General features: G+C 57.1%; 28 protein-coding genes and 2 tRNA genes. 22 read left to right on the top strand and 8 right to left on the bottom strand.

Annotated features, from left to right (window positions below; all coding sequences use genetic code 11):
* Nucleotides 1-17: 17 nt before the first annotated feature.
* Nucleotides 18-986, bottom strand: a complete 969-nt coding sequence (locus tag ACZ5VE_RS05980) for an asparaginase (protein ID WP_464457110.1) — start codon at nt 984-986, stop codon at nt 18-20.
* An 83-nt stretch (nt 987-1,069) separates the two neighbouring features.
* Between ACZ5VE_RS05980 and lexA the strand changes: the two genes are divergently transcribed.
* The 12 genes from lexA to ACZ5VE_RS05920 all read left to right on the top strand — a co-directional run bounded on the left by lexA (nt 1,070) and on the right by ACZ5VE_RS05920 (nt 11,230).
* Nucleotides 1,070-1,741 carry a transcriptional repressor LexA gene (gene lexA, locus ACZ5VE_RS05975; protein ID WP_464457109.1) on the top strand — a complete coding sequence of 224 codons (672 nt, stop codon included), beginning with the start codon at nt 1,070-1,072 and terminating at the stop codon, nt 1,739-1,741.
* A 273-nt stretch (nt 1,742-2,014) separates the two neighbouring features.
* A complete protein-coding gene (locus ACZ5VE_RS05970) occupies nt 2,015-2,206 on the top strand; it encodes a hypothetical protein (RefSeq protein WP_464457108.1) in 192 nt (63 codons plus the stop codon).
* 57 nt (nt 2,207-2,263) lie between these two features.
* The gene (locus tag ACZ5VE_RS05965) at nt 2,264-3,271 is read left to right on the top strand and encodes a D-2-hydroxyacid dehydrogenase family protein (protein ID WP_464457107.1); all 1,008 of its coding nucleotides are present in this window, start codon (nt 2,264-2,266) and stop codon (nt 3,269-3,271) included.
* A gap of 28 nt (nt 3,272-3,299) precedes the next feature.
* Nucleotides 3,300-4,496, top strand: a complete 1,197-nt coding sequence (locus ACZ5VE_RS05960) for an MFS transporter (protein WP_464457106.1) — start codon at nt 3,300-3,302, stop codon at nt 4,494-4,496.
* Between the two features lie 83 nt (nt 4,497-4,579).
* Complete coding sequence (locus ACZ5VE_RS05955) at nt 4,580-6,100, top strand: 3-hydroxyacyl-CoA dehydrogenase (protein WP_464457105.1); 1,521 nt, start codon at nt 4,580-4,582, stop codon at nt 6,098-6,100.
* A 4-nt stretch (nt 6,101-6,104) separates the two neighbouring features.
* The gene (locus tag ACZ5VE_RS05950; RefSeq protein WP_464457104.1) at nt 6,105-6,884 is read left to right on the top strand and encodes an oxepin-CoA hydrolase, alternative type; all 780 of its coding nucleotides are present in this window, start codon (nt 6,105-6,107) and stop codon (nt 6,882-6,884) included.
* A 57-nt stretch (nt 6,885-6,941) separates the two neighbouring features.
* Entirely contained in the window at nt 6,942-7,661 is a 720-nt protein-coding gene (locus ACZ5VE_RS05945) for a Crp/Fnr family transcriptional regulator (protein ID WP_464457103.1), read from the top strand.
* A 64-nt stretch (nt 7,662-7,725) separates the two neighbouring features.
* Nucleotides 7,726-8,811 carry a phosphotransferase gene (locus tag ACZ5VE_RS05940; RefSeq protein ID WP_464457102.1) on the top strand — a complete coding sequence of 362 codons (1,086 nt, stop codon included), beginning with the start codon at nt 7,726-7,728 and terminating at the stop codon, nt 8,809-8,811.
* A 42-nt stretch (nt 8,812-8,853) separates the two neighbouring features.
* Nucleotides 8,854-10,113 (top strand): acyl-CoA dehydrogenase family protein, encoded by a 1,260-nt coding sequence (locus ACZ5VE_RS05935; RefSeq protein ID WP_464457101.1) that lies wholly within the window; start codon nt 8,854-8,856, stop codon nt 10,111-10,113.
* A 96-nt stretch (nt 10,114-10,209) separates the two neighbouring features.
* On the top strand, nt 10,210-10,902 hold the full coding sequence (locus ACZ5VE_RS05930) for a glutathione binding-like protein (protein ID WP_464457100.1): 693 nt from the start codon (nt 10,210-10,212) through the stop codon (nt 10,900-10,902).
* 66 nt (nt 10,903-10,968) lie between these two features.
* Nucleotides 10,969-11,045: transfer RNA gene (locus ACZ5VE_RS05925), tRNA-Pro, on the top strand.
* Nucleotides 11,046-11,153: 108 nt separating this feature from the next.
* Nucleotides 11,154-11,230, top strand: a tRNA-Arg gene (locus ACZ5VE_RS05920).
* An 18-nt stretch (nt 11,231-11,248) separates the two neighbouring features.
* Here the strand turns inward: ACZ5VE_RS05920 and fliS are convergent.
* The 7 genes from fliS to flhA all read right to left on the bottom strand — a co-directional run bounded on the left by fliS (nt 11,249) and on the right by flhA (nt 18,069).
* The gene (gene fliS, locus ACZ5VE_RS05915; protein WP_464457099.1) at nt 11,249-11,671 is read right to left on the bottom strand and encodes a flagellar export chaperone FliS; all 423 of its coding nucleotides are present in this window, start codon (nt 11,669-11,671) and stop codon (nt 11,249-11,251) included.
* 88 nt (nt 11,672-11,759) lie between these two features.
* Nucleotides 11,760-12,419, bottom strand: a complete 660-nt coding sequence (locus ACZ5VE_RS05910) for a hypothetical protein (RefSeq protein WP_464457098.1) — start codon at nt 12,417-12,419, stop codon at nt 11,760-11,762.
* A gap of 12 nt (nt 12,420-12,431) precedes the next feature.
* Nucleotides 12,432-12,929 (bottom strand): hypothetical protein, encoded by a 498-nt coding sequence (locus ACZ5VE_RS05905; protein ID WP_464457097.1) that lies wholly within the window; start codon nt 12,927-12,929, stop codon nt 12,432-12,434.
* Between the two features lie 67 nt (nt 12,930-12,996).
* A complete protein-coding gene (gene fliA / locus ACZ5VE_RS05900; RefSeq protein ID WP_464457096.1) occupies nt 12,997-13,707 on the bottom strand; it encodes an RNA polymerase sigma factor FliA in 711 nt (236 codons plus the stop codon).
* A gap of 5 nt (nt 13,708-13,712) precedes the next feature.
* Nucleotides 13,713-14,537 carry a MinD/ParA family protein gene (locus ACZ5VE_RS05895; protein ID WP_464457095.1) on the bottom strand — a complete coding sequence of 275 codons (825 nt, stop codon included), beginning with the start codon at nt 14,535-14,537 and terminating at the stop codon, nt 13,713-13,715.
* Nucleotides 14,530-15,945: a hypothetical protein gene (locus ACZ5VE_RS05890; protein ID WP_464457094.1), complete on the bottom strand. Its 1,416-nt coding sequence runs from the start codon at nt 15,943-15,945 to the stop codon at nt 14,530-14,532. The genes ACZ5VE_RS05895 and ACZ5VE_RS05890 overlap by 8 nt, the downstream gene beginning before the upstream one ends.
* Nucleotides 15,946-15,951: 6 nt before the next feature.
* Nucleotides 15,952-18,069 (bottom strand): flagellar biosynthesis protein FlhA, encoded by a 2,118-nt coding sequence (gene flhA / locus ACZ5VE_RS05885; protein ID WP_464457093.1) that lies wholly within the window; start codon nt 18,067-18,069, stop codon nt 15,952-15,954.
* 232 nt (nt 18,070-18,301) lie between these two features.
* Here flhA and ACZ5VE_RS05880 point away from each other — a divergent pair, with 232 nt between their 5' ends.
* Genes ACZ5VE_RS05880 through ACZ5VE_RS05835 form a run of 10 tightly spaced genes read left to right on the top strand, consistent with a single transcriptional unit; the run spans nt 18,302 to nt 26,499 of the window.
* Complete coding sequence (locus ACZ5VE_RS05880) at nt 18,302-19,861, top strand: flagellar hook-length control protein FliK (protein WP_464457092.1); 1,560 nt, start codon at nt 18,302-18,304, stop codon at nt 19,859-19,861.
* A 24-nt stretch (nt 19,862-19,885) separates the two neighbouring features.
* Complete coding sequence (locus ACZ5VE_RS05875) at nt 19,886-20,464, top strand: flagellar basal body-associated FliL family protein (protein WP_464457091.1); 579 nt, start codon at nt 19,886-19,888, stop codon at nt 20,462-20,464.
* 31 nt (nt 20,465-20,495) lie between these two features.
* A complete protein-coding gene (gene fliM / locus ACZ5VE_RS05870) occupies nt 20,496-21,494 on the top strand; it encodes a flagellar motor switch protein FliM (RefSeq protein WP_464457090.1) in 999 nt (332 codons plus the stop codon).
* A gap of 22 nt (nt 21,495-21,516) precedes the next feature.
* Nucleotides 21,517-21,828, top strand: a complete 312-nt coding sequence (gene fliN / locus ACZ5VE_RS05865) for a flagellar motor switch protein FliN (protein ID WP_464457089.1) — start codon at nt 21,517-21,519, stop codon at nt 21,826-21,828.
* Nucleotides 21,829-21,845: 17 nt separating this feature from the next.
* Nucleotides 21,846-22,157 (top strand): flagellar biosynthetic protein FliO, encoded by a 312-nt coding sequence (gene fliO, locus ACZ5VE_RS05860; RefSeq protein WP_464457088.1) that lies wholly within the window; start codon nt 21,846-21,848, stop codon nt 22,155-22,157.
* Nucleotides 22,154-22,906 (top strand): flagellar type III secretion system pore protein FliP, encoded by a 753-nt coding sequence (gene fliP, locus ACZ5VE_RS05855; protein WP_464457087.1) that lies wholly within the window; start codon nt 22,154-22,156, stop codon nt 22,904-22,906. Before fliO ends, fliP begins: the two co-directional genes overlap by 4 nt.
* An 11-nt stretch (nt 22,907-22,917) precedes the next feature.
* Nucleotides 22,918-23,187: a flagellar biosynthesis protein FliQ gene (fliQ, locus tag ACZ5VE_RS05850; RefSeq protein ID WP_464457086.1), complete on the top strand. Its 270-nt coding sequence runs from the start codon at nt 22,918-22,920 to the stop codon at nt 23,185-23,187.
* Between the two features lie 18 nt (nt 23,188-23,205).
* On the top strand, nt 23,206-23,982 hold the full coding sequence (gene fliR / locus ACZ5VE_RS05845) for a flagellar biosynthetic protein FliR (RefSeq protein ID WP_464457085.1): 777 nt from the start codon (nt 23,206-23,208) through the stop codon (nt 23,980-23,982).
* Nucleotides 23,975-25,138 (top strand): flagellar biosynthesis protein FlhB, encoded by a 1,164-nt coding sequence (flhB, locus tag ACZ5VE_RS05840; protein WP_464457084.1) that lies wholly within the window; start codon nt 23,975-23,977, stop codon nt 25,136-25,138. Before fliR ends, flhB begins: the two co-directional genes overlap by 8 nt.
* On the top strand, nt 25,135-26,499 hold the full coding sequence (locus ACZ5VE_RS05835) for a hypothetical protein (protein ID WP_464457083.1): 1,365 nt from the start codon (nt 25,135-25,137) through the stop codon (nt 26,497-26,499). Before flhB ends, ACZ5VE_RS05835 begins: the two co-directional genes overlap by 4 nt.
* The last annotated feature ends 6 nt before the right edge of the window (nt 26,500-26,505 follow it).

Below are 26,505 nucleotides of genomic sequence, written 5' to 3'. Positions count from 1 at the left end.
TGGTTCTTGTGGGTATTTCAGCCCATCAAATCCAGCATCAGACTCACCCGCGCCTTGTACGCATTGAGCCCTGCAGGCGCCGTCTGCAACGCCGCAGGTTGCCCCACGATCTGCCCTTCGGCGCAGCGGGTGGTCAGGCGAACGGCCACGCCCTGGGCCTGCGCACCGGCCAGTGCGCTGAGCAGGCTTTGGTGCAGCGTGCCGTTGCCGGTGCCCGCCACCACCAAGCCTTTCACACCCGCAGCAACCAAGGCGCGCACCTGCCGAGCATCAGCAGCAGCGTGGCTGTGCAACACCGCCACCCAAGGCCAGTCGGCGGCAGGCAAGGCCAGCGCCTGGCGGGCATGGGCGTGCGGCACAACCTGGGCATGCGGCGCATTCACCGCATGGGCCCAGCGCACCCGGCCTTGCTCCACCCAACCCACGGGGCCGGACTCGCCCGAGCTGAAAGCGTCCAGCCTGTAGGGATGGACTTTTTGCACATCGCGGGCGCTGTGGATGCGGCCAGCGCAGACGGCCTGTACGCCTCTCGCCATCGGGTCGTGCACCACGGCCAAGGCGTCCAGCAGGTTTTGCGGGCCATCGGGTGTCAAGGCGGTGGCTGGGCGCATCGCGCAGGTCAGCACCACGGGCTTGGACGTGGCCAGCACCTGTTGCAAAAACCAGGCGGTTTCTTCAAGCGTGTCGGTGCCGTGGGTGATGACGATGCCGCCCACATCGGGCTGCGCGAGCCAGTGCGTGCAGCGCTGTGCCAGCGCTTGCCAGGTGGCGTGGTCCATGTCCTTGCTGTCGAGTTGGGCCACTTGTTCGCACACCAGAGCGGCCCCCTGCAGCGCGTCATTCAGGCCAGGAACAGCGTCCAGCAAGTGCTGCACACCCAGTTGCCCGGCGGTGTAACCGGTGTGGTCAGCGGCGCTGGCCGCCGTGCCGGCAATGGTGCCGCCTGTGCCCAAAACCACGATTTTCTGAATTTTTTTTGCGTCCACCACTTGCACTGCCCCAAAAACTGGTTAAAAATACAGTCACTGGATGAAACAACAGTTCACCCAATCCCCACAAGGAGACCGCCATGACCGACAGCCCCAAACTCACCGCCCGGCAGCAAGAAATTCTGGAACTGATCCAGAACACCATTGCCAACACCGGCGCCCCCCCCACGCGTGCCGAAATCGCCAGCGTGCTGGGCTTCAAGTCGGCCAATGCGGCAGAAGAACACCTCAAGGCCCTGGCCCGCAAAGGGGCCATTGAGCTGGTCAGCGGCACCTCACGCGGCATCCGCCTCAAAGGCAGCAACCGCAGCAGCCTGCGTGCACCATCTGACTTGTTCAGCCTCACCCTGCCCGGTCTGGGCCAATTGAGTTTGCCATTGATCGGCCGCGTGGCCGCCGGGTCGCCCATTTTGGCGCAGGAACACGTCGATCGCACCTACCAGCTTGAAAGCACACTGTTTTCCGAACAACCCGACTATCTGCTCCGGGTACGGGGCATGTCCATGCGCGACGTCGGCATCATGGACGGCGACCTGCTGGCCGTGAAATCGACCAAAGAAGTTCGCAATGGCCAGATCGTGGTGGCCCGGCTGGGCGATGAAGTCACGGTCAAGCGCCTGCGCAAAACCGCCAACGGCATCGAGCTGCTGCCCGAAAACCCCGATTACCAAACCATTGTGGTCAACCCCGAAGAGCCTTTCGACATCGAAGGCCTGGCCGTGGGTCTGATCCGCAACACGCTCCTGATGTAAGTCTCCTGCTTGTTGCATCAGGTGGCGGGCGCTGGCGGCATGAAGCTGTCAGCCCTGATGCAACAGGCTCTTTCAGCAATCCTGCCTGTGTCCAACCTCCATGCTTTTGAAAGGTTTCACATGGGAATCGCTCTGCTTGCTCTTTCGGGTCTTTTTCAAGGCTTCTCCAATTTCAACCGTGTCCCACCTTCGGTGACCAAGCCCCAACGCGCAAACGCCTACTTGCGCCCCGTCTGGACTGCGCGCAGACCGGCGTGTCCGCAGCAACAAGGCTTGAAAACCCCAGCTCTGCCGCACCGGTCAGCGTCTGCATCGGCTCCACCTGCCCTGCGAGTCTTGCGGGTCACCGAAAGTGATCAACGGGTCAAAGGTGCTGGTCGCATGGTGATTTCAGGCCGCATGGCCGATGTCTGCGCCGAATTGGACCGCCTGGCGGCCATTGAGGCCGCACAAGTGCGCGCTTGATCAGAAAAGCGTCCCCAGCGGCCTGATCAGGCTGCCCCGTCAAGGCACAATGGAGGGATGAACATTGTGATCCTTGACGACTACCAAGATGCAGTGCGCAAACTCAGTTGCGCAGCCAAACTCGAAAATTTTCCGGCCAAGGTCTACACCAACACGGTCAAAGGCATCGGTCAGCTGTCGGTCCGTTTAAAAGATGCAGACATCATTGTCCTGATCCGCGAGCGCACCCAGCTGACACGCGCCGTGATCGAAAAACTGCCCCGCTTGAAATTGATTGTCCAGACAGGTCGCTTGGGCGGTCACATCGATCTGGCCGCCTGCACGGAGCGAGGCGTGGCTGTCGCCGAAGGTGTGGGCTCTCCCGTCGCACCAGCAGAGCTGACTTGGGCTTTGATCATGGCCGCAGCACGGCGCTTGCCCCAATACATTGGCAACCTCAAACACGGTGCGTGGCAGCAGTCAGGACTGAAAGCGGCCTCCATGCCGGCCAATTTTGGCTTGGGCACAGTTCTCAAAGGCAAAACCCTGGGCATCTGGGGTTACGGAAAAATTGGCCAATTGGTGGCGGGCTACGGCAAAGCATTTGGCATGGATGTGATGGTTTGGGGCAGCGACGAGTCGCGCACCAAAGCCAGCCAGGACGGCTACCGTGCCGCGAGCAGTCGCACCGCATTTTTTGAAGAAGCCGACGTGCTGTCACTCCATCTGCGCTTCAACGACGCGACCCAAGGCATCGTGACCAGCGATGACCTGGGGCGCATGAAACCGTCCGCCTTGTTTGTCAACACGTCCCGAGCGGAGTTGATCGAACCCAACGCCTTGATAGGGGCCTTGAACCGGGGCCATCCGGGTTTGGCCGCCATCGATGTTTTTGAATCCGAACCGATTTTGCAAGGCTCGGCTTTGCTGCGCCTCGAAAACTGCATCTGCACGCCCCACATTGGCTATGTCGAAAAAGACAGCTACGAACATTATTTCGGTGCCGCTTTCGACAACGTGGTGAACTTCATCAAGGGCACACCGACCAACATCGTCAACCCTGGCGCATTGCAAGTGCGGCGCTGACAACACGCCACCCTAGCACCATCGCCCCTTGACCGCGACCACAGCTCACACGCCCCACACCGGTTTGCCGGGTGTTTTATGGCCCATGATGTTTGGCAACATCGTGATCGGCACCGGCGTCATGGTTGCCGCCGGGGTGCTCAACGACATTGTTTCGTCACTGTCGGTGTCGGTGGCCACCGCCGGGCACCTGATTTCGGTGGGCGCCTTGGTCGTTTGTTTGGGCGCGCCCTTGTTTGCGGCCTTGGTGGCCGGGTGGGACCGGCGCAAACTGCTGGTGGGTTGCTTGCTGTGGTATGGCCTGTGGCACACGCTAGCCGCGTTTGCACCAGGCTTTGCCAGCCTCAACCTCCTGCGCTCACTGGCGCTGGTCTCGGCTGCCATCTTCACCCCGCAGGCGGCCTCGTGCATTGGGCTGCTGGTGCCCGCACACCAGCGTGGGCGGGCCATCACCTTTGTGTTTCTGGGCTGGTCTGTGGCCTCGGTGCTGGGCATGCCTTTGGGGGCCTGGATCGGCGGCACGCTGGGCTGGCGTTGGTCCATGGGCTTGATTGCCACACTTTCTCTGGTGGGTGCACTGTGGCTTTGGCGGCGCATGCCCGATGGTGTGGTGCCCCCAGCCCTGTCCGCCGCCGCTTGGCGTCAGACCCTGACGTCGCGCACCTTGTTGGTGACACTGGGCGTGACGGTGCTCTCGGCGGGCGGGCAGTTCGTGTTGTTCAGCTACATGGCCCCCTACATCCACACCCGTTTTGACACCAGTCCGGCGCAATTCAGTGCGCTGCTGGTCTGCTACGGCGGCATGGGCTTTGTGGGCAATGCCCTGCTCTCGCGCTACATCGACCGGGTGGGCGCGTCGCGTGCCGTGCTGATCGCGCTGACATGCATCAGTGGCGGCATGCTGATGGCCCCTTGGGCGGACAGCTGGCTGGTCATGGGTGCGGTGTTGCTGCCCTGGGGTCTCGGGGTGTTTGCCTCCAACTCGGCCCAACAGGCCCGGCTGGTGGGGCAAGCGCCCTGGCTGGCGTCTGCCTCGATTGCGCTCAACACTTCGGCCATGTACGCAGGCCAAGCGCTGGGGGCCACCGCAGGTGCCGCCGTGATCGTGCACCAGGGGCTGGAGGCACTGCCTCATTTCAGCCTGATCGGCATGGTGCTTGCCATGGCCCTGAGCTTGCTGGCCACCCGCTACGCCCGATTACACCCACTGCCCACCCCGGACTGAGCCCCCCAAACCGGGGCGATAATGCCCAGTTACGCACCGGTTACACCGGTTATCCGCATTCCTTGACTCTGCACTTTTTCGACATGACACTTGCCTTCTCCAAAGTCGCCATCATCGGCGCCGGCGCCATGGGCCGGGGCATTGCCCAAATCGCCGCACAAGCGGGCAGCCAGGTCTGGCTGTACGACACCCAAGCCGAAGCCATTGCCAAAGCCCGTGACGCGGTATTCCAGCAATGGGACAAGCTGCAGGAAAAAGGCCGCCTCACGGCCGAAGCTGTGGCAGATTACAAAACCCGTTTGCTCGGCGCCAGCAGCCTGCAAGACCTGGCCGCTTGCGAGCTGGTGGTCGAAGCCATTGTCGAAAAGCTCGACATCAAAAAGAGCCTGTTCACCGAACTGGAAAAAGTGCTGGCCCCCACCGCCGTGCTGGTGACCAACACCTCATCACTGTCGGTGACCGCGATTGCCGCCGCCTTGCAGCGCCCCAGCCAGTTTGCGGGCTACCACTTCTTCAACCCCGTGCCTTTGATGAAGGTGGTCGAAGTCATCGCAGGCCTGAAAACCGATGCTGCTGTGTGCCAACGCCTGTCGGACTTTGCCCGCCAGATGGGCCATACGCCCGTGCAGGCGCAAGACACACCCGGCTTCATCGTCAACCACGCAGGCCGCGGTTACAGCACCGAAGCGCTGCGCATCGTGAGCGAGGGCATCGCCGATTTCGCGACGATTGACCGCATCCTGCGCGACCAGGTCGGCTTCAAACTCGGCCCTTTCGAGCTGTTTGACCTGACGGCGCTGGACGTGTCGCACCATGTCATCGAAGCGATCTACCACCAGTATTACGAAGAGCCGCGCTACCGCCCCAACGTGATCACCGCCCAGCGTCTGGCCGGTGGTGTGGTGGGCAAAAAAGTGGGCGAAGGTTTTTACAAATACGTGGATGGCGTGGCACAAGTGCCCGCCGAGCCGCCCGTGCCGGTGGTGGACAACATCCCGCCGGTGTGGGTTTCGCCCCGCGCAGCGCGCCGCATGGAGCTGTTGCAATTGCTCAAAGACCTGGGTGCCAAAGTCGAAACCGGCGCATCACCCTCCCCCGAAGCGCTGACGATTGTGGCCCCGCTGGGCTTTGACATCACCACCGTGGCCGTGGTCGAGCGCCTGGACCCGGCGCGCACCGTCGGCATCGACATGCTGGTCAACGACGCCGCCACCAAACGCCGCGTACTGGCCACCAACCCAGCCACCCGCACCGACATGCGCGATGCAGCGCATGCCCTGTTTGCCCGCGACGGCAAAGCCGTGTCGGTCATCCGCGACAGCGGCGGCTTTGTCACCCAACGCGTGGTGGCCAGCATCGTCAACATCGCGTCCGACATCTGCCAGCAACGCATCTGCACGCCGCAAGACCTGGAAACCGCCGTCACGCTGGGCCTGGCTTACCCCCTGGGGCCATTGGCCATGGGCAACCGCTTTGGCCCGGACAGCATTCTGGAGGTGCTGTTCAACATGCAAACCGTTTACGGCGACATGCGTTACCGCCCCAGCCCTTGGTTGCGCCGCCGGGGTGCCATCGGCCTGTCTCTCATGCACACGGAAGACTGACCGCATGACCGCCCAACTGCTTAGCACCAGCGAAGGCCAGACATTGGTCCTGACCCTCAGCAGCCCCGAGTTTCGCAACGCGCTCGGGCCAGAGATGTACGCTGCCGGAGTCGAAGCCCTGAACGTGGCCGAATCGAGCGCCGATGTGCGCAGCGTGGTCATCACCGGGGCCAATGGCATCTTCTGCGCAGGCGGCAATTTGCAGCGTCTGCAAAACAACCGCCAGTTACCCCCCGAGCACCAGGCACAAAGCATCGAAGGCCTGCACAACTGGATCGAAGCCATCCGCACCTTCCCCAAACCCGTCATCGCGGCGGTCGAAGGGCCTGCGGCTGGTGCTGGTTTTTCTCTGGCGCTGGCCTGTGACATGATCGTCGCGGCCCGCAACAGCGTATTTGTGATGGCTTACAGCAGCATTGCCCTGTCACCCGATGGTGGTGGCAGCTGGAGCCTGTCGCGTGCCGTGCCCCGCCAGCTGGCCACCGAGTTGCTGATGTGCGGTGAGCGCATCGGTGCCGAGCGCCTGCAACAGCTGGGCCTGGTCAACCGATTGACCGATGCAGGACAAGCCCTGGACGAAGCGCTGAAGCTGGCCGATCAGCTCAACGCACGGGCACCCAATGCACTGGCCAGTATCAAAGAGTTATTGTCGGATGCCGATGGCAGCACGCTCAATGCACAGTTGGCGCGTGAGCGCGACCAATTTGTCAAAAACCTGCACCACAACAATGCCGGCATCGGTATTGCAGCGTTTTTGAACAAGCAAAAACCCCAATACGAATAAGCCGACTGGTCCCCCAGGCGACAAAAATCCGATCACCAGTCACTCAAAGGACAGAGCATGGACGAACCAATTCTGACAATGGAGGAAAGAGAAGCGATCAACAGTGGTCGCTGGTTCTCAAGCCTTTCACCTTCACTTCGTCACGACATACTTCGATGCGCTTACGTCAAACGGTACAAGGACGGCGACATGATCGCTGCGCGGGGCGACCCGCCCGAGCAGTGGATCGCCTGCGCCAAGGGTGCGGTGCGCGTGAGCTCGACTTCGGTGTCGGGCAAGCAGATCACCCTGACCTATGTGGAGCCAGGCATCTGGTTTGGCGATGTGGCGATCTTCGACGGAGACCGTCGCACGCACGACGCCTATGCGCATGGCGACACGACCACGCTCAACGTGGCCAAGGCCGACTTCAAGAAAATCCTGTCCCAGCACGTCGAGTTCTACGAAGCGATGCTGCGCCTGCATGCGCGGCGCATTCGCCAGCTGTACGGTCTGGTGGAAGACCTGAACACCCTGCCTCTGCGTTCACGTCTGGCCAAACAGCTCAACCACTTGCTGCGCAGCTATGGTGTGCCCAGCCTGTCGGATGCCAAGGCCATTCGCATCAGCTTGCAACTGGCGCAAGAAGAGCTGGCCCAGTTACTGGGTGCTTCGCGTCAGCGGGTAAACCAGGAACTCAAGCAAATGGAGCGCGAGCAGATCATCCGCATCGAACCGGGTGGTCTGGTGGTGCTGGACCGCGATGCCCTGCTGGCCATCGTGAACGCGGACCACTGACACGACCCACAGCGACATCATCCCCGCTGAGTTCAGCGGCCACATACTTTGAACGGGTGACCCCATGAGTGCTTTTGATCATTTCGTGGGGACCCGGCCTGTCACGGGCTCTCACGCCTTCGACGTCTTGGCTTTGGAAAACTGGCTCAGCGCCAGACTCCCCGACTTTGCTGGCCCCTTGAGCGTGGAAATGTTCAAGGGGGGGCAATCCAACCCCACTTACAAGCTCATCACCCCATCGCGCCAATACGTGATGCGGGCCAAGCCGGGCCCGGTGGCCAAGCTGCTGCCCTCGGCACACGCCATCGAGCGCGAATTTGCCGTCATGAAAGGCCTGCATGGCACCGATGTGCCGGTGGCCGAGATGCATGTGTTGTGCGACGACGAGTCCATCATCGGGCGTGCGTTTTACGTCATGGAGTTCGTGCAAGGCCGCGTGCTGTGGGACCAGTCCCTGCCGGGCATGAGCCAAGCCGAACGCAGTGCCATCTATGACGAAATGAACCGCGTGATGGCGGCCTTGCACAAGGTCGATTTCGCTAAACAAGGGCTGAGCAGCTACGGCAAACCCGGCAACTACATCGAGCGCCAAATCGGCCGCTGGAGCAAACAATACGCGGCCTCCATCACCCAGCCCATCCCCGAGATGGACCAACTGATCGAATGGCTGCCCAAAAACATCCCGGCCAGCGCCCAAGACGATTCGCTCGTGAGCATCGTGCACGGCGATTACCGCCTGGACAACCTGATGTTCCACCCCACCGAGGCACGTGTGCTGGCCGTGCTCGACTGGGAGCTGTCCACGCTGGGCCACCCCTTGGCTGACTTCAGCTACCACTGCATGGCCTGGCACATCAGCCCAGGAACGTTCAGGGGCATTGGAGGTCTGGATCTGGCTGCGCTGGGAATTCCCTCTGAAGCCGAATACATCCGCAGCTATTGCGACCGCACGGGCTTCACAACCCCTGAAGCGCTGACCAAAGACTGGAACTTTTACCTGGCCTACAACATGTTCCGCATTGCGGCCATCTTGCAAGGCATTGCCAAACGCGTCGAAGACGGCACTGCGTCCAGCGACCAAGCCAAAACATCAGGCGCTGGCGCCAAACCCATGGCCGAGCTGGCGTGGCGTTTTGCCTGCAAAGCCTGACCCTTTTTTATCAACCCGAATCCCAACCCTAGGAGATAGACCATGGATTTTGAATACACCCCCAAGGTCAAAGACATGCAAGCGCGCTTGCTGGCCTTCATGGACGAGCACATCTACCCGAACGAGCAGCGCTTTTTCGACGAAATTGCAGAAAACCGCGCCAAAGGCAACGCCTGGATTCCGACCAAGATCGTTGAAGAACTCAAGCCCCTGGCCCGCAAAGCTGGCCTGTGGAACCTGTTCCTGCCCAAGTCGCCACGTGCGCCCGAAGGCCTGTCCAACCTCGAATACGCGCCCCTGTGCGAGATCATGGGCCGTGTGCCGTTTGCGGCTGAAATCTTCAACTGCTCGGCCCCAGACACCGGCAACATGGAAACGCTGGAGCGTTACGCCAGCGAAAGCCTCAAAGACGAATGGCTGGAGCCTTTGCTGCGCGGCGAAATCCGCTCGGCTTTCCTGATGACCGAGCCCGATGTGGCCTCGTCCGACGCCACCAACATCGAGTGCGAAATCCGCCGCGATGGCGACGAGTACGTGATCAATGGCCGCAAGTGGTGGTCGTCCGGCGCCGGTGACCCACGCTGCGCGGTGTACATCGTGATGGGCAAGACCAATCCCGACGCGGGTCGCCATGAACAGCAATCCATGATCGTGGTGCCCGCAAACGCCAAGGGCGTCACCGTGGTGCGCGCCCTGTCGGTGTTCGGCTACGACGACGCCCCGCACGGCCACATGGAAGTGCTGCTCAAAGACGTGCGCGTGCCTGCCAGCAACTTGCTGCTGGGCGAAGGCCGTGGTTTCGAGATCGCCCAAGGTCGCCTTGGCCCTGGCCGCATTCACCACTGCATGCGAACGATTGGCTGTGCTGAACGTGCGCTCAAACTCATGTGCAAGCGCCTGAACAGCCGCGTGGCCTTTGGCCGTGAAGTGGCACGTCAGACCGTGTGGCAAGAACGCATTGCCGAATCGCGCTGCATGATCGAGCAAGCCCGTCTGCTCACCCTCAAAGCGGCCTCGATGATGGACACCGTGGGCAACAAGGTTGCCAAGGCCGAGATCGCCATGATCAAGATCGTGGCCCCCAACATGGCTTGCCAGATCATCGACTGGGCGATCCAGGCCCACGGCGGTGGCGGCGTGTCGCAAGACTTCCCGCTGGCCTATGCCTACGCCCACCAGCGCACGCTGCGCTTGGCGGACGGCCCGGACGAGGTGCACCGCAACTCGCTGGCCAAGCTGGAACTGGCCAAACACCTGGCCATGCCCGGTGAAGTGGACATGCCCATCACCCGCGGCAGCTGATTCTTCTTCTGCCTCCCCTCAACGGCCTGCTCCACCCCGGTGAAGCAGGCCGTTTTTTTGCGATGATGTGAACCTCTTGTCTCGAAGGATTTGCCGATGATCGATCTCTACACTTGGCCCACGCCCAACGGCCACAAAATCCACATCTTGCTGGAAGAGTGCGGCCTGCCCTACAAAGTGCATGCCGTCAACATTGGCCAAGGTGACCAGTTCAAACCGAAGTTCCTCAAAATCAGTCCCAACAACAAGATCCCGGCGCTGGTCGACTCCGTGGGGCCAGATGGCCAACCGATTTCACTGTTCGAGTCGGGCGCCATCATGCTGTATCTGGCAGCAAAAACCGGGCGCTTTTTACCGGCATCAGACCGCGCCAAATACGATGTGCTGCAGTGGCTGATGTTTCAGATGGGCGGGCTCGGCCCCATGCTGGGCCAGGCCCACCATTTCCGGATTTATGCCCCTGAAAAAATCGACTACGCAGTCGACCGTTACACCAACGAAGCCAAGCGCTTGTACGGCGTTCTGGACAAACAGCTCACCGGGCAAAAATGGATTGCAGGTGGCGAGTACTCGATTGCCGACATGGCCATTTACCCCTGGTTGCGCAGCTGGCAAAACCAGGGCATTGATTGGGCGGACCACCCCCATCTGAAAGTCTGGTTTGACCGCATCAGCGAACGCCCTGCCGTGCAAACGGCGGTGCAAGTGTTGGCCGATGCGCGCAAGCCTTTGCTGGACGACAAAGCGCGACAAGCCCTGTTTGGTGCCACCCAATACAAGAAGCGCTGAACCGCTGCAGACTTTTTTGCAATCAAGTCCAAAAACAGCCCATTTGGGGGTTAGAATATTGCTTGTCGGAGCGTAGCGCAGCCTGGTAGCGCATCTGCTTTGGGAGCAGAGGGTCGCGAGTTCGAATCCCGCCGCTCCGACCATTACCCTTTTGGTTCAGGCCAAGGTATACACAAAAAAGCGTTGATACGAACGCACACATCAAAAAAGGCCCGTCAGGGCCTTTTGTGTTTCCAGCGAATGTCTAATTTCTGCCCGTAGCTCAGTTGGATAGAGCAACAGCCTTCTAAGCTGTGGGTCACAGGTTCGATCCCTGTCGGGCAGACCAATCAGCCTGACGCCAATTTCAGTTTGGATAATGTGTTTTGCGGCTGCTGTCGGTCAACAAACCGGGCAAGGTCTGCCATGCTTGCGAGATGTCCCGGATCAAAGCTTTCACTTCTTCCAGCGCCGTCAAATCATTGTGTGCATTGATGTGAAAAAGCCTGCGGGTGACATAGGCATAGAGTTCATTGAGGTTTTGAGCCAGCTCCCCTCCACGCTCAAAATCCAGAGCACCCTGCAAACCCACCACGATACGCCCTGCACGCATCAATGCTTTTGACTTGTCTTCGATGGCTTTGTTCTGGATATGACCAGATGCAGAAGACAGGCTCTCTTGCAGGCCATCAAACAACATCTGAATCAACTGGATGTTGTCCGCTGTTGCAACCCCTGTAACGACCTGGACGGAGCCGTAACTTTCAGCAAACTTTGAATATGCACGCATGAATAAAACCCCTTGACTGCTTGAGTAATAAGGGAATCGGCTGGACCACGGAAAACTTGAGGTCATCCAGCCGTTACAGCGATTAAATTCAGGTGTGGTTGTTTGCGGATACCACTGCAACGGCATCACTGGCTGAGGCAGTGCCGGGCAAAGGCTCCGTCAAGACCTCTTCGGGACTGGGCTCGCTCGATGTTGCCAATGGCATCAACCAATCCGACAAGGGGCTGCTGGCGTCCAACTGGGTTTTGGTCAGCAAAAACAGCCCGGCCTCGTCCATGGAGGCACGAAGTGGCCCCCATTCTGCTTCAGGTGTTTGCGATGCACTCAAACCACATTGGTACAAAGCATTGGCTTGAGCCGAAGGTATCCAGGATTCCACCTGCCCTTTGGATGTGGATACGCGCTTGGTATTTTTAGGTTCACCAGACATGCCACGTTGACCATCTTTAAAACCTTCTTGGTACAGCGCTTCCATGTGCTTGGACAACACCAGTTGGTATTGGTTACGCAAATCTGCCATCGCTTCCGCATCCAGGCCCTCAGCCCCCCTGCCTGTCATGGCATCCCACAATGGTTTGGATGCCAACCCCATAAAGGGGGTTACAGCACGAGTGGACTTCTCTGAGATGGAAGTCATCACCTTTCGGGTTTCTTTTTCGATCGAATTGACCCGGTCAATCAAATAGATCACCAGAACCAGAATCAGCAGCAAACCGATTGCAATGAGCGCGTTGACCAAGGCATCCATGGCGTTATGGGATCAAGCAGGCGCGGCAGCATCATCTGCTGGACGCGATTCGGAACCTTCCGCGGGCTCTTGCAGGGCAGCTTCAGCCGCCAGTTCATCGCGCAAGAAACCCAAGACCTGAAATGGCTCTTGAAGCCGCAGATCGTAGTAACTGATTTGATTGGCCAGTGCTTGCATCGCATCAATCGCCTTTTGAGGAGGCAGCTCCGCCTTCTGGTAGCGCGCCCCAATTCCAAAGGCCTCTGTCACGTACTCTTCAGGCAAGTACGCATAAATGTCCGATTCTCCAGCACGTATTTTTTGAAATTTGGAAGGCACTGGCAGTTCGGGCACGGGTTTGCCTGCAGCCAGAGACATGCTCGCCAGCTCCTGCCAAGCCTCAGTTTGCTCAGCGCCTGCGATGAAGGTCTTGTCCAAATGGGCTCGGCAAAGCATGCCCATGCGCATGCGCAAACTTCTGGCATCGCGAGAATCGGTGTCGAGGGAAGCTACTTTTTCAAAGGCCGCCACAGCGCGCTTCATTTCGTCGGCAGGACTGTTGCGATTAAAAATACTGAACATCAGAAATTTTGCAGTTTTATGAGATTTGCAGATTTTGACGCAATTTCTTTACCACCGCTGAAAGAATTTGGCTCACCCTCGATTCACTGACGCTCAAAACCTCCCCGATTTCCTTGAGATTGAGCTCTTCTACGTAATACAGGGACATCACCATTTTTTCGCGCTCAGGCAATTGGTCAATGGCTTGCACCACGGCCTCCATGAACTCAGCCTCTTCCACCATGACTTCGGGTTGCATCGCACTGTCACCCGGCATGCTCATGACTTCGTCATTGACTACTTCCATAGAAAAAGTTTCGAAACGCTTGGCTTGACCACGTTCTTTATGAAACTCTTCAATTTCCTTGCCCATGAACTGGGCCAATTCAACTTGTGTCGGCGCACGCCCCAATTCAGCGGCCAATACATGAACCGCTTCGTTTTCATTTTTATTGAACGCCACGGCCGATCGGGGCAAAAAAGACTGCCGACGCACTTCATCCAGAATGGCACCCCGCACCCGGCTGAGAGCGAAATGCTCAAACTCAAAGCCTTTGGTCGGGTCAAAAGAGCGTGCCGCTTCGATCAAACCGACCATACCCACCTGGACCAGTTCATCGAGCTCCATAAAAGGAGGAAGACGAGCCTTCAGGTGCACGGCCACACGTTTGACCATGGGCATGTGCGCCAGAATCAATGACTCATGCCGGTCGCCGGCATCTTCATAGAGTGATAAGTTACTGCTCATGCGCCTCACCGGTCTGAAGGCACACGGAGCATGCGCTCCATGAAAAACTGCATGCGCCCGGAAGCGGACTGGATCGGTGGCAACTGGTCAAGCGCTTCTGCCAGCCCTCTGAAATCACGTGCAGCAGCACTGCCCGGGGCGTAATCCAGAACAGACTGGTATTTGCGCAAGGCCTGCAACACCAACTCATCGGCTTCAATGGCATGCAAAAACCGAATGGAAACACCCAAGAACCGGGTACACACATCGTTGAGGCGTCGATACAGTTGCCGCCCGTCCTGTGCACCGCCCACCATGTTGGGAATCAGATAGATTTCATCCAGCGACTGCTCTGTCGACATGACTTTGATCAAGCCATAGGCATCGGCAATTGACGACGGCTGGTCACAAACCACCACAAATCGGCGCTGGCATGCGGCCATGAACTCCAGAACAGCCGGCGCAATGCCTGCAGCCACATCAACCACCAAATAATCAACGGGCTCGTCCAGACTGTCAAAGGCATGAATGATGGTGGCAATCTGCCCGGCATCCAAAGCCGCAATGTCACGAAGACCTGATGCCCCGGGCACCAAGCGGACGCCTTGGGCCGTGGTGATCAACACCTCTTGCAATGTTTTACTGCCATTCAACACATGGCTGATGTTGAATGGCGCATGGGCACCCAGTGCAATTTGCGCATTGGCCATACCCAAATCGGCATCCAGCAGCATCACCTTGTGACCCCGCATCGCCAACGCCACAGCCAAGTTGATCGATACAGTGGTTTTGCCCGCGCCACCTTTGCCACTGGCCACACCGATCACTTGGGGAAAGCTTTTTTTATCCATGAACAGCCTCAGCAGACGTCTTGGCTTTCACTGCCCGCGACTTCGAAGCCCGGGGCTTGGATTGCGTCTCCACGATCACCTCTGCCTGCTTTTTGGCACGGGGCTTTCGAACGGCCTTGACCGGCTGAACAGATGCACTCAACGTCACCAGTTCGGGCAACAAGGACTGCAACGGCGCCATGGCCAAAGCAACCAGTCGCTCGGCATCGAACGACAAGGGAAGAACATTGATTTTGTTGTCTTCCGCCATGCAGGAAACGGGCAAAGATTGATCGCACAAACCTTTGATCAAAGGCCAAGGATAAGCAGCTTCGTCGATTTTTGTCAGCATCAGGGATGACCAGCGAACGTCTGAATTTTGAAGAATTTTTTGCACACTGGTCACTGTAGCATCAACCGGCAACACCGCATGAATGCCCATCCCGACGTGCGTCTGGCGCAATTGTTGTGCCTGAACCGCGAAATCAGTGCCCGGGGTATCGATCCAGACAGTTTTCCCGTGCAAATCGTCCAAAAGCGTCTGAAGCATCGACACATCGGCGATGCGGAAACAGGCGACACCGGCTTGTGAGGCCAGCAGTTGAATTTGTGACCAAGCCCCTGGGCGATGCTCGCCAAAACTGACCATCACCTGTTTGTCGGCCCCGTGAGCCTGAGCAGCGGTATAGGCCAAACGACCGAGCATGGACGTTTTTCCAGCGCCGGAAGGACCGCACAAGGCGTGCACGCCTGTCATGGGGATGGTCATCGCCGGACGGTTGATGGCATCCACCAGCAAACGCTGAATCACGGGCCAAGCCTGGTCGAACGTTTCCATGCCTTGAATGCTGTCTGTCAGCAAGGACCGAAGCCCCACGGGCATGCCAACTTCCTGCATCGCCATGGACAACTTCTGCATATCGGCCGAAAGACCCAGCGTTTGCTGCCAAGGCTGCATTTGACGCGACAGCGCAAACTCTTTTCTCAAAGCCGACATTTCCTCACGCAGCATGTCGACAATTTCATGGCTACGTTGCTGCTCATAGCGTTCCGACTGCACCGCGGCTTTGTCATGCGGCATGGGCATGGGGCTCAATTCGGTTGGCAATGCGACGGAAAGCAACCCATCTTCTTGCCGAGAGGCTTGGGTATGGGCATTCTGGAAAACTTCAGAAAATGGCAAAAACTGGGCTGAATTTTCCTTGAAATCGCTCACTTCGGCCTGGGTTGCGAGCCGAATGGCGGGCAGAGGGTCTTTTTCTGTCATCGCTTCACAAGGAGATTCGTCTGGCACATCCACAGCCACAATCAATTCGGTCTGCTGATCGACCCTTTGGCTTGAAATGATCAAGACTTCCGGACCATACAACTGGATGGCCTTTTCATTGGCTGATCGGCTGTCGCGGGCAATGATGCGTTTGAGTTCCATGATTTATCAGGCTTTGGTAACAGAAGGGTTGTTGCGCGGATCGGCTTGCACAGTGTTGATCACCTTGACCGATTGATCGTCCGGAATTTCGCTATAGGACAACACCGTGAGATCGTTCACACGGTAGCGAACGGCCCGGGACATCCAGGGCCGGATAGCCGGAGAAACCACCAACACAGCAGGCAGGCCCTGCTCTTCAGTGGCTCTTGCACTTTCGCGCAAGGCGGTAAACAGGCTTTCAGCCAAACCGGGCTCCAGAACCATGCCCGCAGAATTGGTGTTTTGTTGCAGCACGTTGTGCAACAACTGTTCAAGTTGAGGGTCAAGCGTCAAAACGGACAAGGTGTCCCGGTTTTCAATCAGACTCTGGACAATCATCCTGCCCAGTTTGGGTCGGACCAACTGGGTCAATTGATCGGGGTCTTGTGTGCGACCACAAACCTCGGTCAAAGCCTCAACCACAGTACGCATGTCGCGAATGGGCACCGATTCCTGCAGCAAGTTCTGCAAGGTTCGGGTCACAACCCCCAAGGACAACTTGCCGGGCACCAGCTCTTCCACCAATTTCGGAGACTTCGCAGCCAATTTGTCCAACAGCTTCTGAGCTTCATCGTGGCTCATCAACTCGGAGGCGTTGTCACGCAGCACTTTGTTCATGTGGGTCGCAATGGCCGTGCTCGGGTCAACGACGGTGTAGCCCAAAGCCCGCGCCTGATCACGCCAAGCGGGCTCAATCCAGACGGCATCCAGGCCAAAAGCGGGCTCCTTTGTCGGCTGCCCCTCCACCTTGCCGTAGACCTTGCCGGGGTTAATGGCCAACTCACGACCAACTTTGACCTCACCACGCCCACGCACCACGCCGTTGAGCACAATGTGATAAGCGTCCGGCTCCAGATTGAGCGCATCACGAATGCGAACAGGCTGCACCAGAAAACCCAATTCAGCCGACAATTTCTTGCGAACCCCTTTGACGCGGGTCATCAATTGACCACCTGACTCGACGTTGACCAATGGAATCAGGCCATAGCCAATTTCCAGGCTAATCAAATCCACCTGCTCCACATCGTCCCAATCCAGTTCTTTGGGTGCCTCATTGGTGGGTGCCGCTGGTGCAGCTGCCGTTTGCTCCAGCACCATCTGTTTGCGCATGACCATGAAGGCCAAACCGGCGGTCGCGGCGGCCAGCGTCAAAAAAACCAAATGCGGCATGCCTGGAACCAGGCCCAATATGGTCAAAATGCCTGCCGCAATGAACAAGGCTGGCACATTGGACAATTGCGTCGCAGCTTGTTCAGTCATCGACTCTGAAGTCGTCACGCGGGTCACGATGATGGCGGTGGCCAGCGACAAAAACAAGGATGGAATCTGGGCGACCAGGCCATCACCGATGGTCAGCAGGACATAAATACGGGTGGCATCACCCAACGGCAAGTTGTGCTGACCGATGCCAATGGCCAAGCCACCAATGATGTTGATGATCAAAATCAGCATGCCCGCCATGGCATCACCGCTCACGAACTTGGAAGCACCATCCATGGAGCCAAAGAAGTCTGATTCTTGCGCCAACTCTTCACGGCGTTTTTTGGCAGTATCTTGATCAATCACACCCGCGTTCAAATCGGCGTCAATCGACATTTGCTTGCCGGGCATGGCGTCCAAGGTGAAGCGAGCATTGACCTCGGAGACACGACCCGCACCTTTGGTCACCACAAAAAAGTTCACGATCATCAAAATCACGAAGATGATGAAACCGACTAGGTAATTGCCACCGATCACGAACTCACCAAATGCAGCAATGACCTTGCCGGCAGCTTCTGGTCCCTCGTGGCCCTTGACCAGCACCACACGCGTAGAGGCGACGTTCAACGCCAAACGCAGCATCGTGGCGAACAACAGGACCGAAGGAAACGAGGAAAACTCCAGGGGCTTGCGTGTGCCAATGGCAATCATGATGACAACCAGGCCAATCATGATGTTGAAGGTGAACAAAATGTCCAGCAACAAGGGCGGCAACGGGACCACCAACATGGCCATGATCAACAAGACCAGCGCGGGCAGACCCAACCCCGCCAAATCGAAGCGCGAGAAGTTCTGTCGGATCGCTGACAGGGTCAAAGTGTTCATGTGAAGGTGGTTGCTGACAGAGTGAACAGGGGGCGGGGTGTAAATGTTTCAACACCATCAAGCAAAGGGCATGCCACACGACCTGTCAATCCCACGACGACTTCGGATCCACCTGAACCAAAGCTGGTGCGCAAATTGCTGAATCAAGATATTCCTGGATCAAACGGCAAGAAATAACCGCCTGTTTTTTGGTCTTTTGACCCAGGCAGCCCCACATACAAGAAGCAACACCATGACCATCACATTGATCGACAGTGCCAGCCGATCCATCAGTAGCACAAAAATGGAGGCTTTAGACAACAAAAATAACAACGAGTCCCGATCGGAAAAGACGGAGTTCGGGCAAGTGATGACGGACGTCATGACAGCCAAGAGCGGTGACGTCACAAAAGACAAACCGGGCGAATCAGTTCCTGAAGCTGCGCTGCAAGCTCTGGATGGGCAAAAAATTGCCGAACCAACGGATGGCATGCAAGGTCTTTTCCCGACATGGGGAGGCGATTTCCTGAAAGCAGTCAACTTGGGGCCTCATCTGAATGTCATCACGCCCGAGACTGCCGCACCGGATGATCAAAGTCTTGAGGCCTTTGCCAGATCACAAGGTCTGGACGAAACAGCTGTTCAGTGGCTGATGGGAACAGTCCCCGGCTTGAAGCTGGCCACTCCTGCCCTGAAAGCCGAAGGTTTGAGCGATCTGACCAGTGCGTCGGACGTGAATACACCCTCAGAGACCGCGTCGGACGTGAATACACCTTCAGAGACCGCATCCTTCAACGGCATAACCACCCTGCTGCGCAACACTCCCCCCCCGACAACCCACCCGACAACACCCGCAAAGTCACTCGACGCCGTCGAAACAGGGCAGCCCATGCCCCCCACAGGGGACCAGACGAAGACGGGAAACACGGTCAAGTCAGACATGTTGACCTTGAATACCGCAGCACTGTGGGCCATGACCCAACCCACCGACAAGGTACCCCTCCTCCCGACTGCAACCGAATTCTCCAGGGATGAGGGACAAATGCAGATCAACCTCATGCGCATGCCCCAGCCAGCTGCCGTCTGGATGCAGCGCAATACCTTTACAGTCGCGCCCAACCCGGAGACAAGCACAAGCACAAGCACAAGCCAAGCCGATGTATCACTCAGCGAGCTGGATTTGACATCTGTGCTCAGCCCGGAACTGCTGGAAAATCTGGCCGAACGCGGTTCATTCTCAGCAGGCGAAACCCCTGTGCCTAGCCATACGGGCCATACGGGCCATACGGGCCATGCATTGGAAATGCAGGCGTCAGCCAGCCAGGACGCCCCCGCCCCCGATACAAGTCCGTCGGTGCCAACGTCTGGCAGCGCACAGCGCAGCGAAAACATCCAGAACCTGGCCGAAAAGATGGGGCAAGCCGTGGGTCAGCGGATTCTGTCGGAAATAGAAAAAGGCCAATGGCATCTCAAACTCATGTTGCGCCCAGCAACACTCGGACACATCGAAGTCGAAATGAGGATGCGCAGCGGTGAACTCGATGCTGTTTTCTCTGCCCCCCAAGCCATGACGCGCGAGTTGCTGCAAGACGGACTCTCCAAACTCAAAGATACATTGAATCAAATGGGCATGGATGTTGCTTCAATGCACGTAGGCGATGGACAAACCCAGCAACGTGGCGGAGATTCGACACCCAACCAACCATCCAGATTAACGGATACTGGTCCAAGCGATTCAAAATCCACAGCATCACAAGTCGTCACGCCCCCTCGAATGAAAATGGGACAAGATGGCTGGGATGTGCTGGTTTGACACTCAATCAATCAAGGAATCAAGATGGCTGACGAAGAAATCGAAATTGAAGGCAAAAAAAAATCCCCATTGATCAAAATCGTGGTCATTGCCTTGGTGGCTATTTTGTTGCTGGTCGGCACGGCCGTGGGCACGATGTTCGTCACTGGCTTTTTTGACAAAAAAGACACCCATGCAGCAGAAGAAACCCTGAAACACCTGGAAGAAGGTGCCGCCGACCACAAAACGGCGGCCAGTGAGGCAGCGCCTCAAAAGGTGGCCAAGGAATCGCCTGAACTTCAACGCTTTGAAAACAGCTACATGGAGCTTGAAAAGCCTTTGGTCTCCAACCTGAGCAATACCCGAAAAGTCATCCAATTGAACCTGGCCATCATGACGCACTACGACGAACGCGTCTTCAAAAATGCCAAGAAGCATGAATTTGCCTTGCGATCTGTGGCGCTGGATGTGATGCGACAGATGACCGAGGCCGATTTGGCCAAACCTGAATTTCGCAAAGAACTGGCCTCCAAGATTCGCGAAGAAATGAACGGTGTCCTGCAGAAATACGAAGACTTTGGCGGCATTGAAGAGGTTTACTTCACCAGTTTTGTGGTGCAGTGAGTCTGCGCATTTTTGAAGAAAATATTTGACCATGGCTGAAAATCAACCCTTACTGTCCCCGGATGAGCTGGCCGCCCTGTCAGCGGGCATCAGTGACGGAAGCCTGGATGTCGACACTGGCTACAACCTGGACGCCCAAGTTCGCAAACATGACCTGGCCGCAGAAGACAGCAGCCTGGGTGTGAACGTTTCGTCCCTGGACATGATCAATGAACGCTTCATCCGTTTGTTCAGATTGGGCATGCTTGAAGTCCTACGTACCAGTCCGAGAGTCAACCCCGCCCGCGCGCAAATTGTCCGCTTCAGTGACTACATCAAAGACCTGAAAGCCCCCCTGTCGGTCAACATCATCCGGATGGCCCCTTTGCGCGGCTATGCGATGGTCGTGATCGAACCCACCGTGGTGTTCAGCTCACTTGACAGTTTTTTTGGCGGCTTTGGCCGTGGTGTCGGTCAACTGCCGCCGGGTCGCCTGTTCACCCCGACAGAAGCACGCATTATCAAGATCATTCTTCAGGTCTTTTTCAGATCGTTCAAAGAGGCCTGGTCCCCGGTCACCCCCATTGAATTTGAGCACGTGAGCTCCGAGATCAATCCTCAGTTTGCACAAATTGCGGACGAAAATGATCTGGTGGTGCTCAGTCGCTTTGAGTCAGATGCCAACACACAAGGGGCTGGGTTCATCGACATGGTGATCCCCTATGTGGCCCTGAAACCTGTCCGGGATTTGTTACGCAGCCGCGTCCAGACCGGCGACGGAAACGAAGAATCAGACAAAGTGTGGCACGGTCAACTCGCCGATGCCGTACGCGACGCCGAACTGGAAATCCAGATTCTTCTGGGCAAGCTCAACGTGTCACTGCAGCAGCTGCAAACCATGCAACCCGGTGATGTCTTGCCCTTTAAAAAATCCGAATCGGCTCGGGCCCTTATCGAAGACATGCCTGTTTACGATGTCGAAGTTGGCGCCATGGGCAGCCAGGTGGCGGTCAAGATCGTCCACGCCATCAGCCCCAACGCCCCAGCTTGACACACCACATTGAGGAGCGCTTATGAGCGAACTGACCACCACTGCTGAATCCAGCCAGGAATCTGGGGACAAAGGCCAAATCCATTCCGATGTTTTACAAAACATTCCCGTCACCCTCTCGATTGAGGTAGGACGCGCTGTCATCAAGATCCGCGATCTGATGCGCCTGACCCAAGGCAGCGTGGTCGAACTTGACCGCATTGCAGGTGAACCTCTGAACTTGCTGGTCAACAACACCGTGGTGGCACAAGGCGAAGTGGTTTTGGTCAACGACCGATACGGCATCCGGCTGACGCGCGTTGTGCCTGCCTCAGAACGCCTTGACAACCTCTGATCTGGAACGGTACAGGTATGAACTCGGTATGGACATGGGGTGACTGGCTGCAATACCTGTTCAGTTTTGTCTTCGTGATTGGTTTGTTGCTGACGCTCTTGTGGACCTTGCGAAAACTGCAAAATGGCTCTCCACTGCTGCGCAAAAGCGCCAACCGCCTGCAAGCACTGGAAACCCTGTCCATTGGACCTCGGCAAAAAATCATGCTGATCCGCGTCGACGAACGCGAAATACTCATTGGCGTCACCGCGCAGCAAATGACGGTGCTGACCCCTTGGCCTGACGCTTGCGTGGCGAATTCCCCCTCTATTGAAAAACCAACCACATGAAGCGCTCTGTCAACATCGGCCTGATCCTCACCTTGCTGGTGGGGCTGCTGCCTATTCTGGCGCAAGCGGCACCCGACATGCCTGCCATCACCAGCAGCAACACGGGCAAAGGCACACAGTACAGCCTGACGCTGCAGCTGCTGGCCTTGATGACCACGCTGTCGGTGTTGCCATCGCTGCTGCTCATGATGACGGCATTTGTTCGCATCGTCATCGTCATGTCCATCCTGCGTCAAGCTTTGGGAACAGGCCAGACCCCCCCCAACATGGTCATCGTCGGGTTGTCACTTTTCTTGACGCTGTTCGTGATGTCTCCGGTTCTGAACGACGTTTACCAAAACGCCCTGCTGCCGTACATGAACCAAGGCATGTCATTTGACAAAGCCTTGGCGGCCGCCGAAAAACCGATTCGGGCATTCATGCTGCTGCAAACACGCGAGGACGACATCGCCATGTTCATGGAGATCGCCCGAAACAAAGGCGTTGCCAGCTCACAAGATGTGCCCTTCATGACCCTGGTTCCGGCATTTCTGACCTCCGAGCTGAAAAGCGCGTTCACGATTGGTTTTCTGATTTACATCCCCTTTGTCGTGATCGATCTGATCGTGGCCAGCGTCTTGATGTCCATGGGCATGATGATGTTGTCCCCCATGATGATTTCGATGCCGTTCAAGCTGATGTTGTTTGTGCTGGTCGATGGATGGAGCCTGATCATGGGATCCCTGGCCGCCAGCTTTGCCATGCCTTAAAGGAGCACACGATGGACACCGCCATGGTCATTGATTTGGGACGCCATGCCCTATGGACAGCTGTGCTGGTTTGCGCTCCCTTGCTGGGCGTGGCTTTGGCCGTAGGCCTGGTCATCGGCATCATCCAAGCCGCCACATCGATCAATGAAATGACGCTGAGTTTCATCCCCAAATTGATCGCACTGGCCTTGGCATTGCTGCTGTTTGGCAGCTGGCAACTGGTCACCTTGATTGATTTCACGCGCAACATCTTTCAACGCATTCCAACCCTGTTCTCCTGAACAGGGATATCGCCCGTCATGAACTTCCTAGCAGCCGACGTCGTGGAAAGGTTTTATACCTTTTTGTGGCCCATGCTGCGCATTTCAGCCCTGCTGATCACAGCGCCAATTTTTTCGCTCAACGCCTTCAACTTGCGGCTTCGCATCTTGATGGCCTTGGCGATGGCCTGGCTGATTTACCCTTTGCACAACTGGCCTTTACTTGACCCTTCTACAGCACCAGGCTTGGTCGAAGTGTTCAATCAGATCATGATCGGCTCCGTCATGGGCCTCATCATGCAAGTGGTGGTCGCAGCCATGGTCGTTGGAGGTCAGAGCATTGCGGCAGCCATGGGCTTGTCCATGGCCAACATGATGGACCCCAACATGGGCAACGTACCGGTCATTTCACAGTTGATGATCGTCATGTCAACGCTCATTTTTGTGGGTTTTGGAGGCCATGCGATTTTGCTGGGGCTGATTTCCGAGTCATTCAACGCCTTGCCAATCGGCACATCCATCCTCAACCAGAACGTCTATGGGCGTGTTCTGCAGTGGAGCTCCATGGTTTTTCTGGGTGCCGTGTTGCTGGCTTTGCCCGTGATGGTGTCTCTCCTTTTCATCAACATTGGACTTGGCGTCGTCACACGGGCCGCTCCCAGTCTCAATATTTTCGCGGTCGGCTTTCCGGCAATGATCATCGCTGGATTTTTGATCCTGATCATCTCCATGGAAAGCATTGGTGCCCGAATCGAATGGCTTTGGGTGCAAGGCTTCACGGTGGTTCGTGACGTGATGGGAGTACCCCGTGTCTGAAGCGACAGGTCAGGACAAGACAGAAGAGCCGACGGCCAGGAGACTCAGCAAAGCACGTGAAGACGGGCAAGTTGCAAGGTCTTCGGAGTTGCCTGCCGCCGTCATTGTGATTGGCGCACTCCTGATGCTCTTGATGACTGGGGGGTGGCTGATCACGCGTTTGGCCGGCATTTTTGCCAACGGCTTCGTATTTGACCGCACCACCATCGAAAAGCCCCTTTTGCTGCCATCCCACTTTGGAGATCAACTGATGTCGGCCTTCATCACGGTGATGCCGATCATGGTCTTCACCGTCATTGCGGCCATCGTGGCTTCAGGCATGACCGGTGGCTATCTCTTTTCGCTGCAGGCAGTTACCCCCAAAGGCTCCAAACTGAGCCTCATCAGTGGCCTGCAGCGCATTTTCGGCGCCCATGCTGCCGTTGAACTGGGCAAGGCGATTCTCAAGTTCAGCCTGGTCTCCGCCGTGCTTTGGTGGTCGCTGATGTCCAACATGGATGCGCTGATTCGCATCGGACGAATGGGTCTTGAGCCAGCGCTCTCTGCAGCCGGCGTCATGATCATGCAATCGGCTTTGTGGGTGGCATTGAGCTTGGCCGTCATTGCCATGATTGACGTCCCCTACCAAAAACATTCGTTCAACAAACGCATGCGCATGACCAAGCAAGAGGTCAAAGACGAATACAAGCAAATGGAAGGCAGTCCGGAGGTCAAAGCGCAAATCCGCAGACGCCAACGCGAGATGGCCAACTCACGCATGATGCAACGCGTCAAGGATGCGGATGTCGTCATCACCAACCCCGAGCATTTTGCCGTCGCACTCGAATACGACCCCACCGGAGATGGTGCCCCCATCATGGTCGCCAAAGGCTCGGACCACATGGCCGCCCTGATCCGGGAAGAAGCCAAGGCACATGGCGTTCATCTGTTTGAAGCCGCACCGTTGGCCCGAGCCATTTACTTCACGACCGAAGTCGAACAACAAGTCCCCGAGGACCTGTACCACGCTGTCGCCCAGGTCATTGCCTACGTCTTCAGCCTGGAAGCTGCATCGCCGATGAACCCGCCACAGGCCAAACCCAAAGTCAAAGTTCCCCCAAGCATGCTGTTCAACCCTGACGGCAGTAAAGCTGAACAAGCTGGAGCCACTGCATGAACATCCAGATCCATCCCGAGAGCACCGCTTTGAACAATTATGTATTTCGTGCTGCTGATCGCATGAGGATCGACGGGTGTGCCAATGCCGTTGCGCACGAAGGACTGAGTTTGGCACTGTACTGCCCCTATGAGGCATTACTGGATCACTATGTCAATTTGCTGTTGGCACGCTTGCGGCAACAAGCACCAGAACACAAGATAGAGGTCTACTTTCCAGCCAATACCGACTCTTTGCTTGGGCGTTTTAACGAGGTGTTGGCCAGCCAGTCACTCAACCAGGCAGTCAAACCGACAGCGACCGTGAGCCAGGCACAGATCTGGATCGTGCACGATGCCCAAACGTTGCCTGAAACCGAAATTCAGTTGCTGGCTCGCTTGATTCAGAATTTTCCAGGTGCCAACATCCGCGCCGTTTTGCTGATGTCCGGCGTTCCGAAAGTTGACAAATCACCGTTATCGGCCTTTGGTCGAAAAATTTTGCGATGGGACATTGAAGCGCCCACCGAAGAACAGGCTCAAGCCGCACTCGAGCTGGCGCGCCATGAAGGGCACTTCCATGCTGTACAGCAATTGCTTCAACGCATTCAGCGCAAAACCTTTCCTGCGTTTGACCTCCCACTGGACACCGCCATCCAGAACACCAGCGCCCCGGCCATTGAGCCGGTCAAACCATCGGTATCGGTGTTGAAAAATCGAGGCTTGACATTTCTGCAATACGTCAAATCAGCCATACAGGTGATCCGGAATGGTCGCCAAATCGGAAACAAGGCCTCATCCTGGATTCGCCAAAACACCAAGCTGGCTTTGGGCATTGCCTTGGCGCTGTTCATATCCACATTGATGATGCTGTGGATTCAACCGGAAGCTTTTGGCCTTCCATCGTCCAAGCCTGCTGCTGCCAAACTCAAAAACCCGCAACTGACCCAACCCACGACAACAACGGTGGCAACCCCTGCAGGCGTGCCTGTCGCGCCAACAGCAGAAGCTGCTGCAGCCGCCGGCGCAAGGGTCGCCATGGTCAAAACACCCGCAGAACCCGCCATTGAGGCACCAGAAGCAGCCGTGGACGCGCAAGCCTGGGTTAAAAAACTGGATCCAGACAGCTTCCTTGTTCAGCACGGCACATCGAGTACCTACGAAAAAGTACAGGATATCCAGCGCAAATTTCCTGCATTGAAACAAGCTCAAATTGTTGCGGCCTACCGACCCGGCGAAAAACTGGCTCATTTCGTGATCGTGTCCGGCCCTTACAACCAGGCTACACAAGGCTATGACGCAGCCAAACGCCCAGGCGTGCCGAACAACAGCTGGGTTCGCTCGACCCGCAGCCTGCAAGCCCAACTCAAAAGTCCGATCTGAGTGATG

The organism is Limnohabitans sp. INBF003 (genome assembly GCF_055396645.1).
Note: the sequence above shows the minus strand (reverse complement) of the source record. Positions and strands in the feature narration are given on the sequence as shown.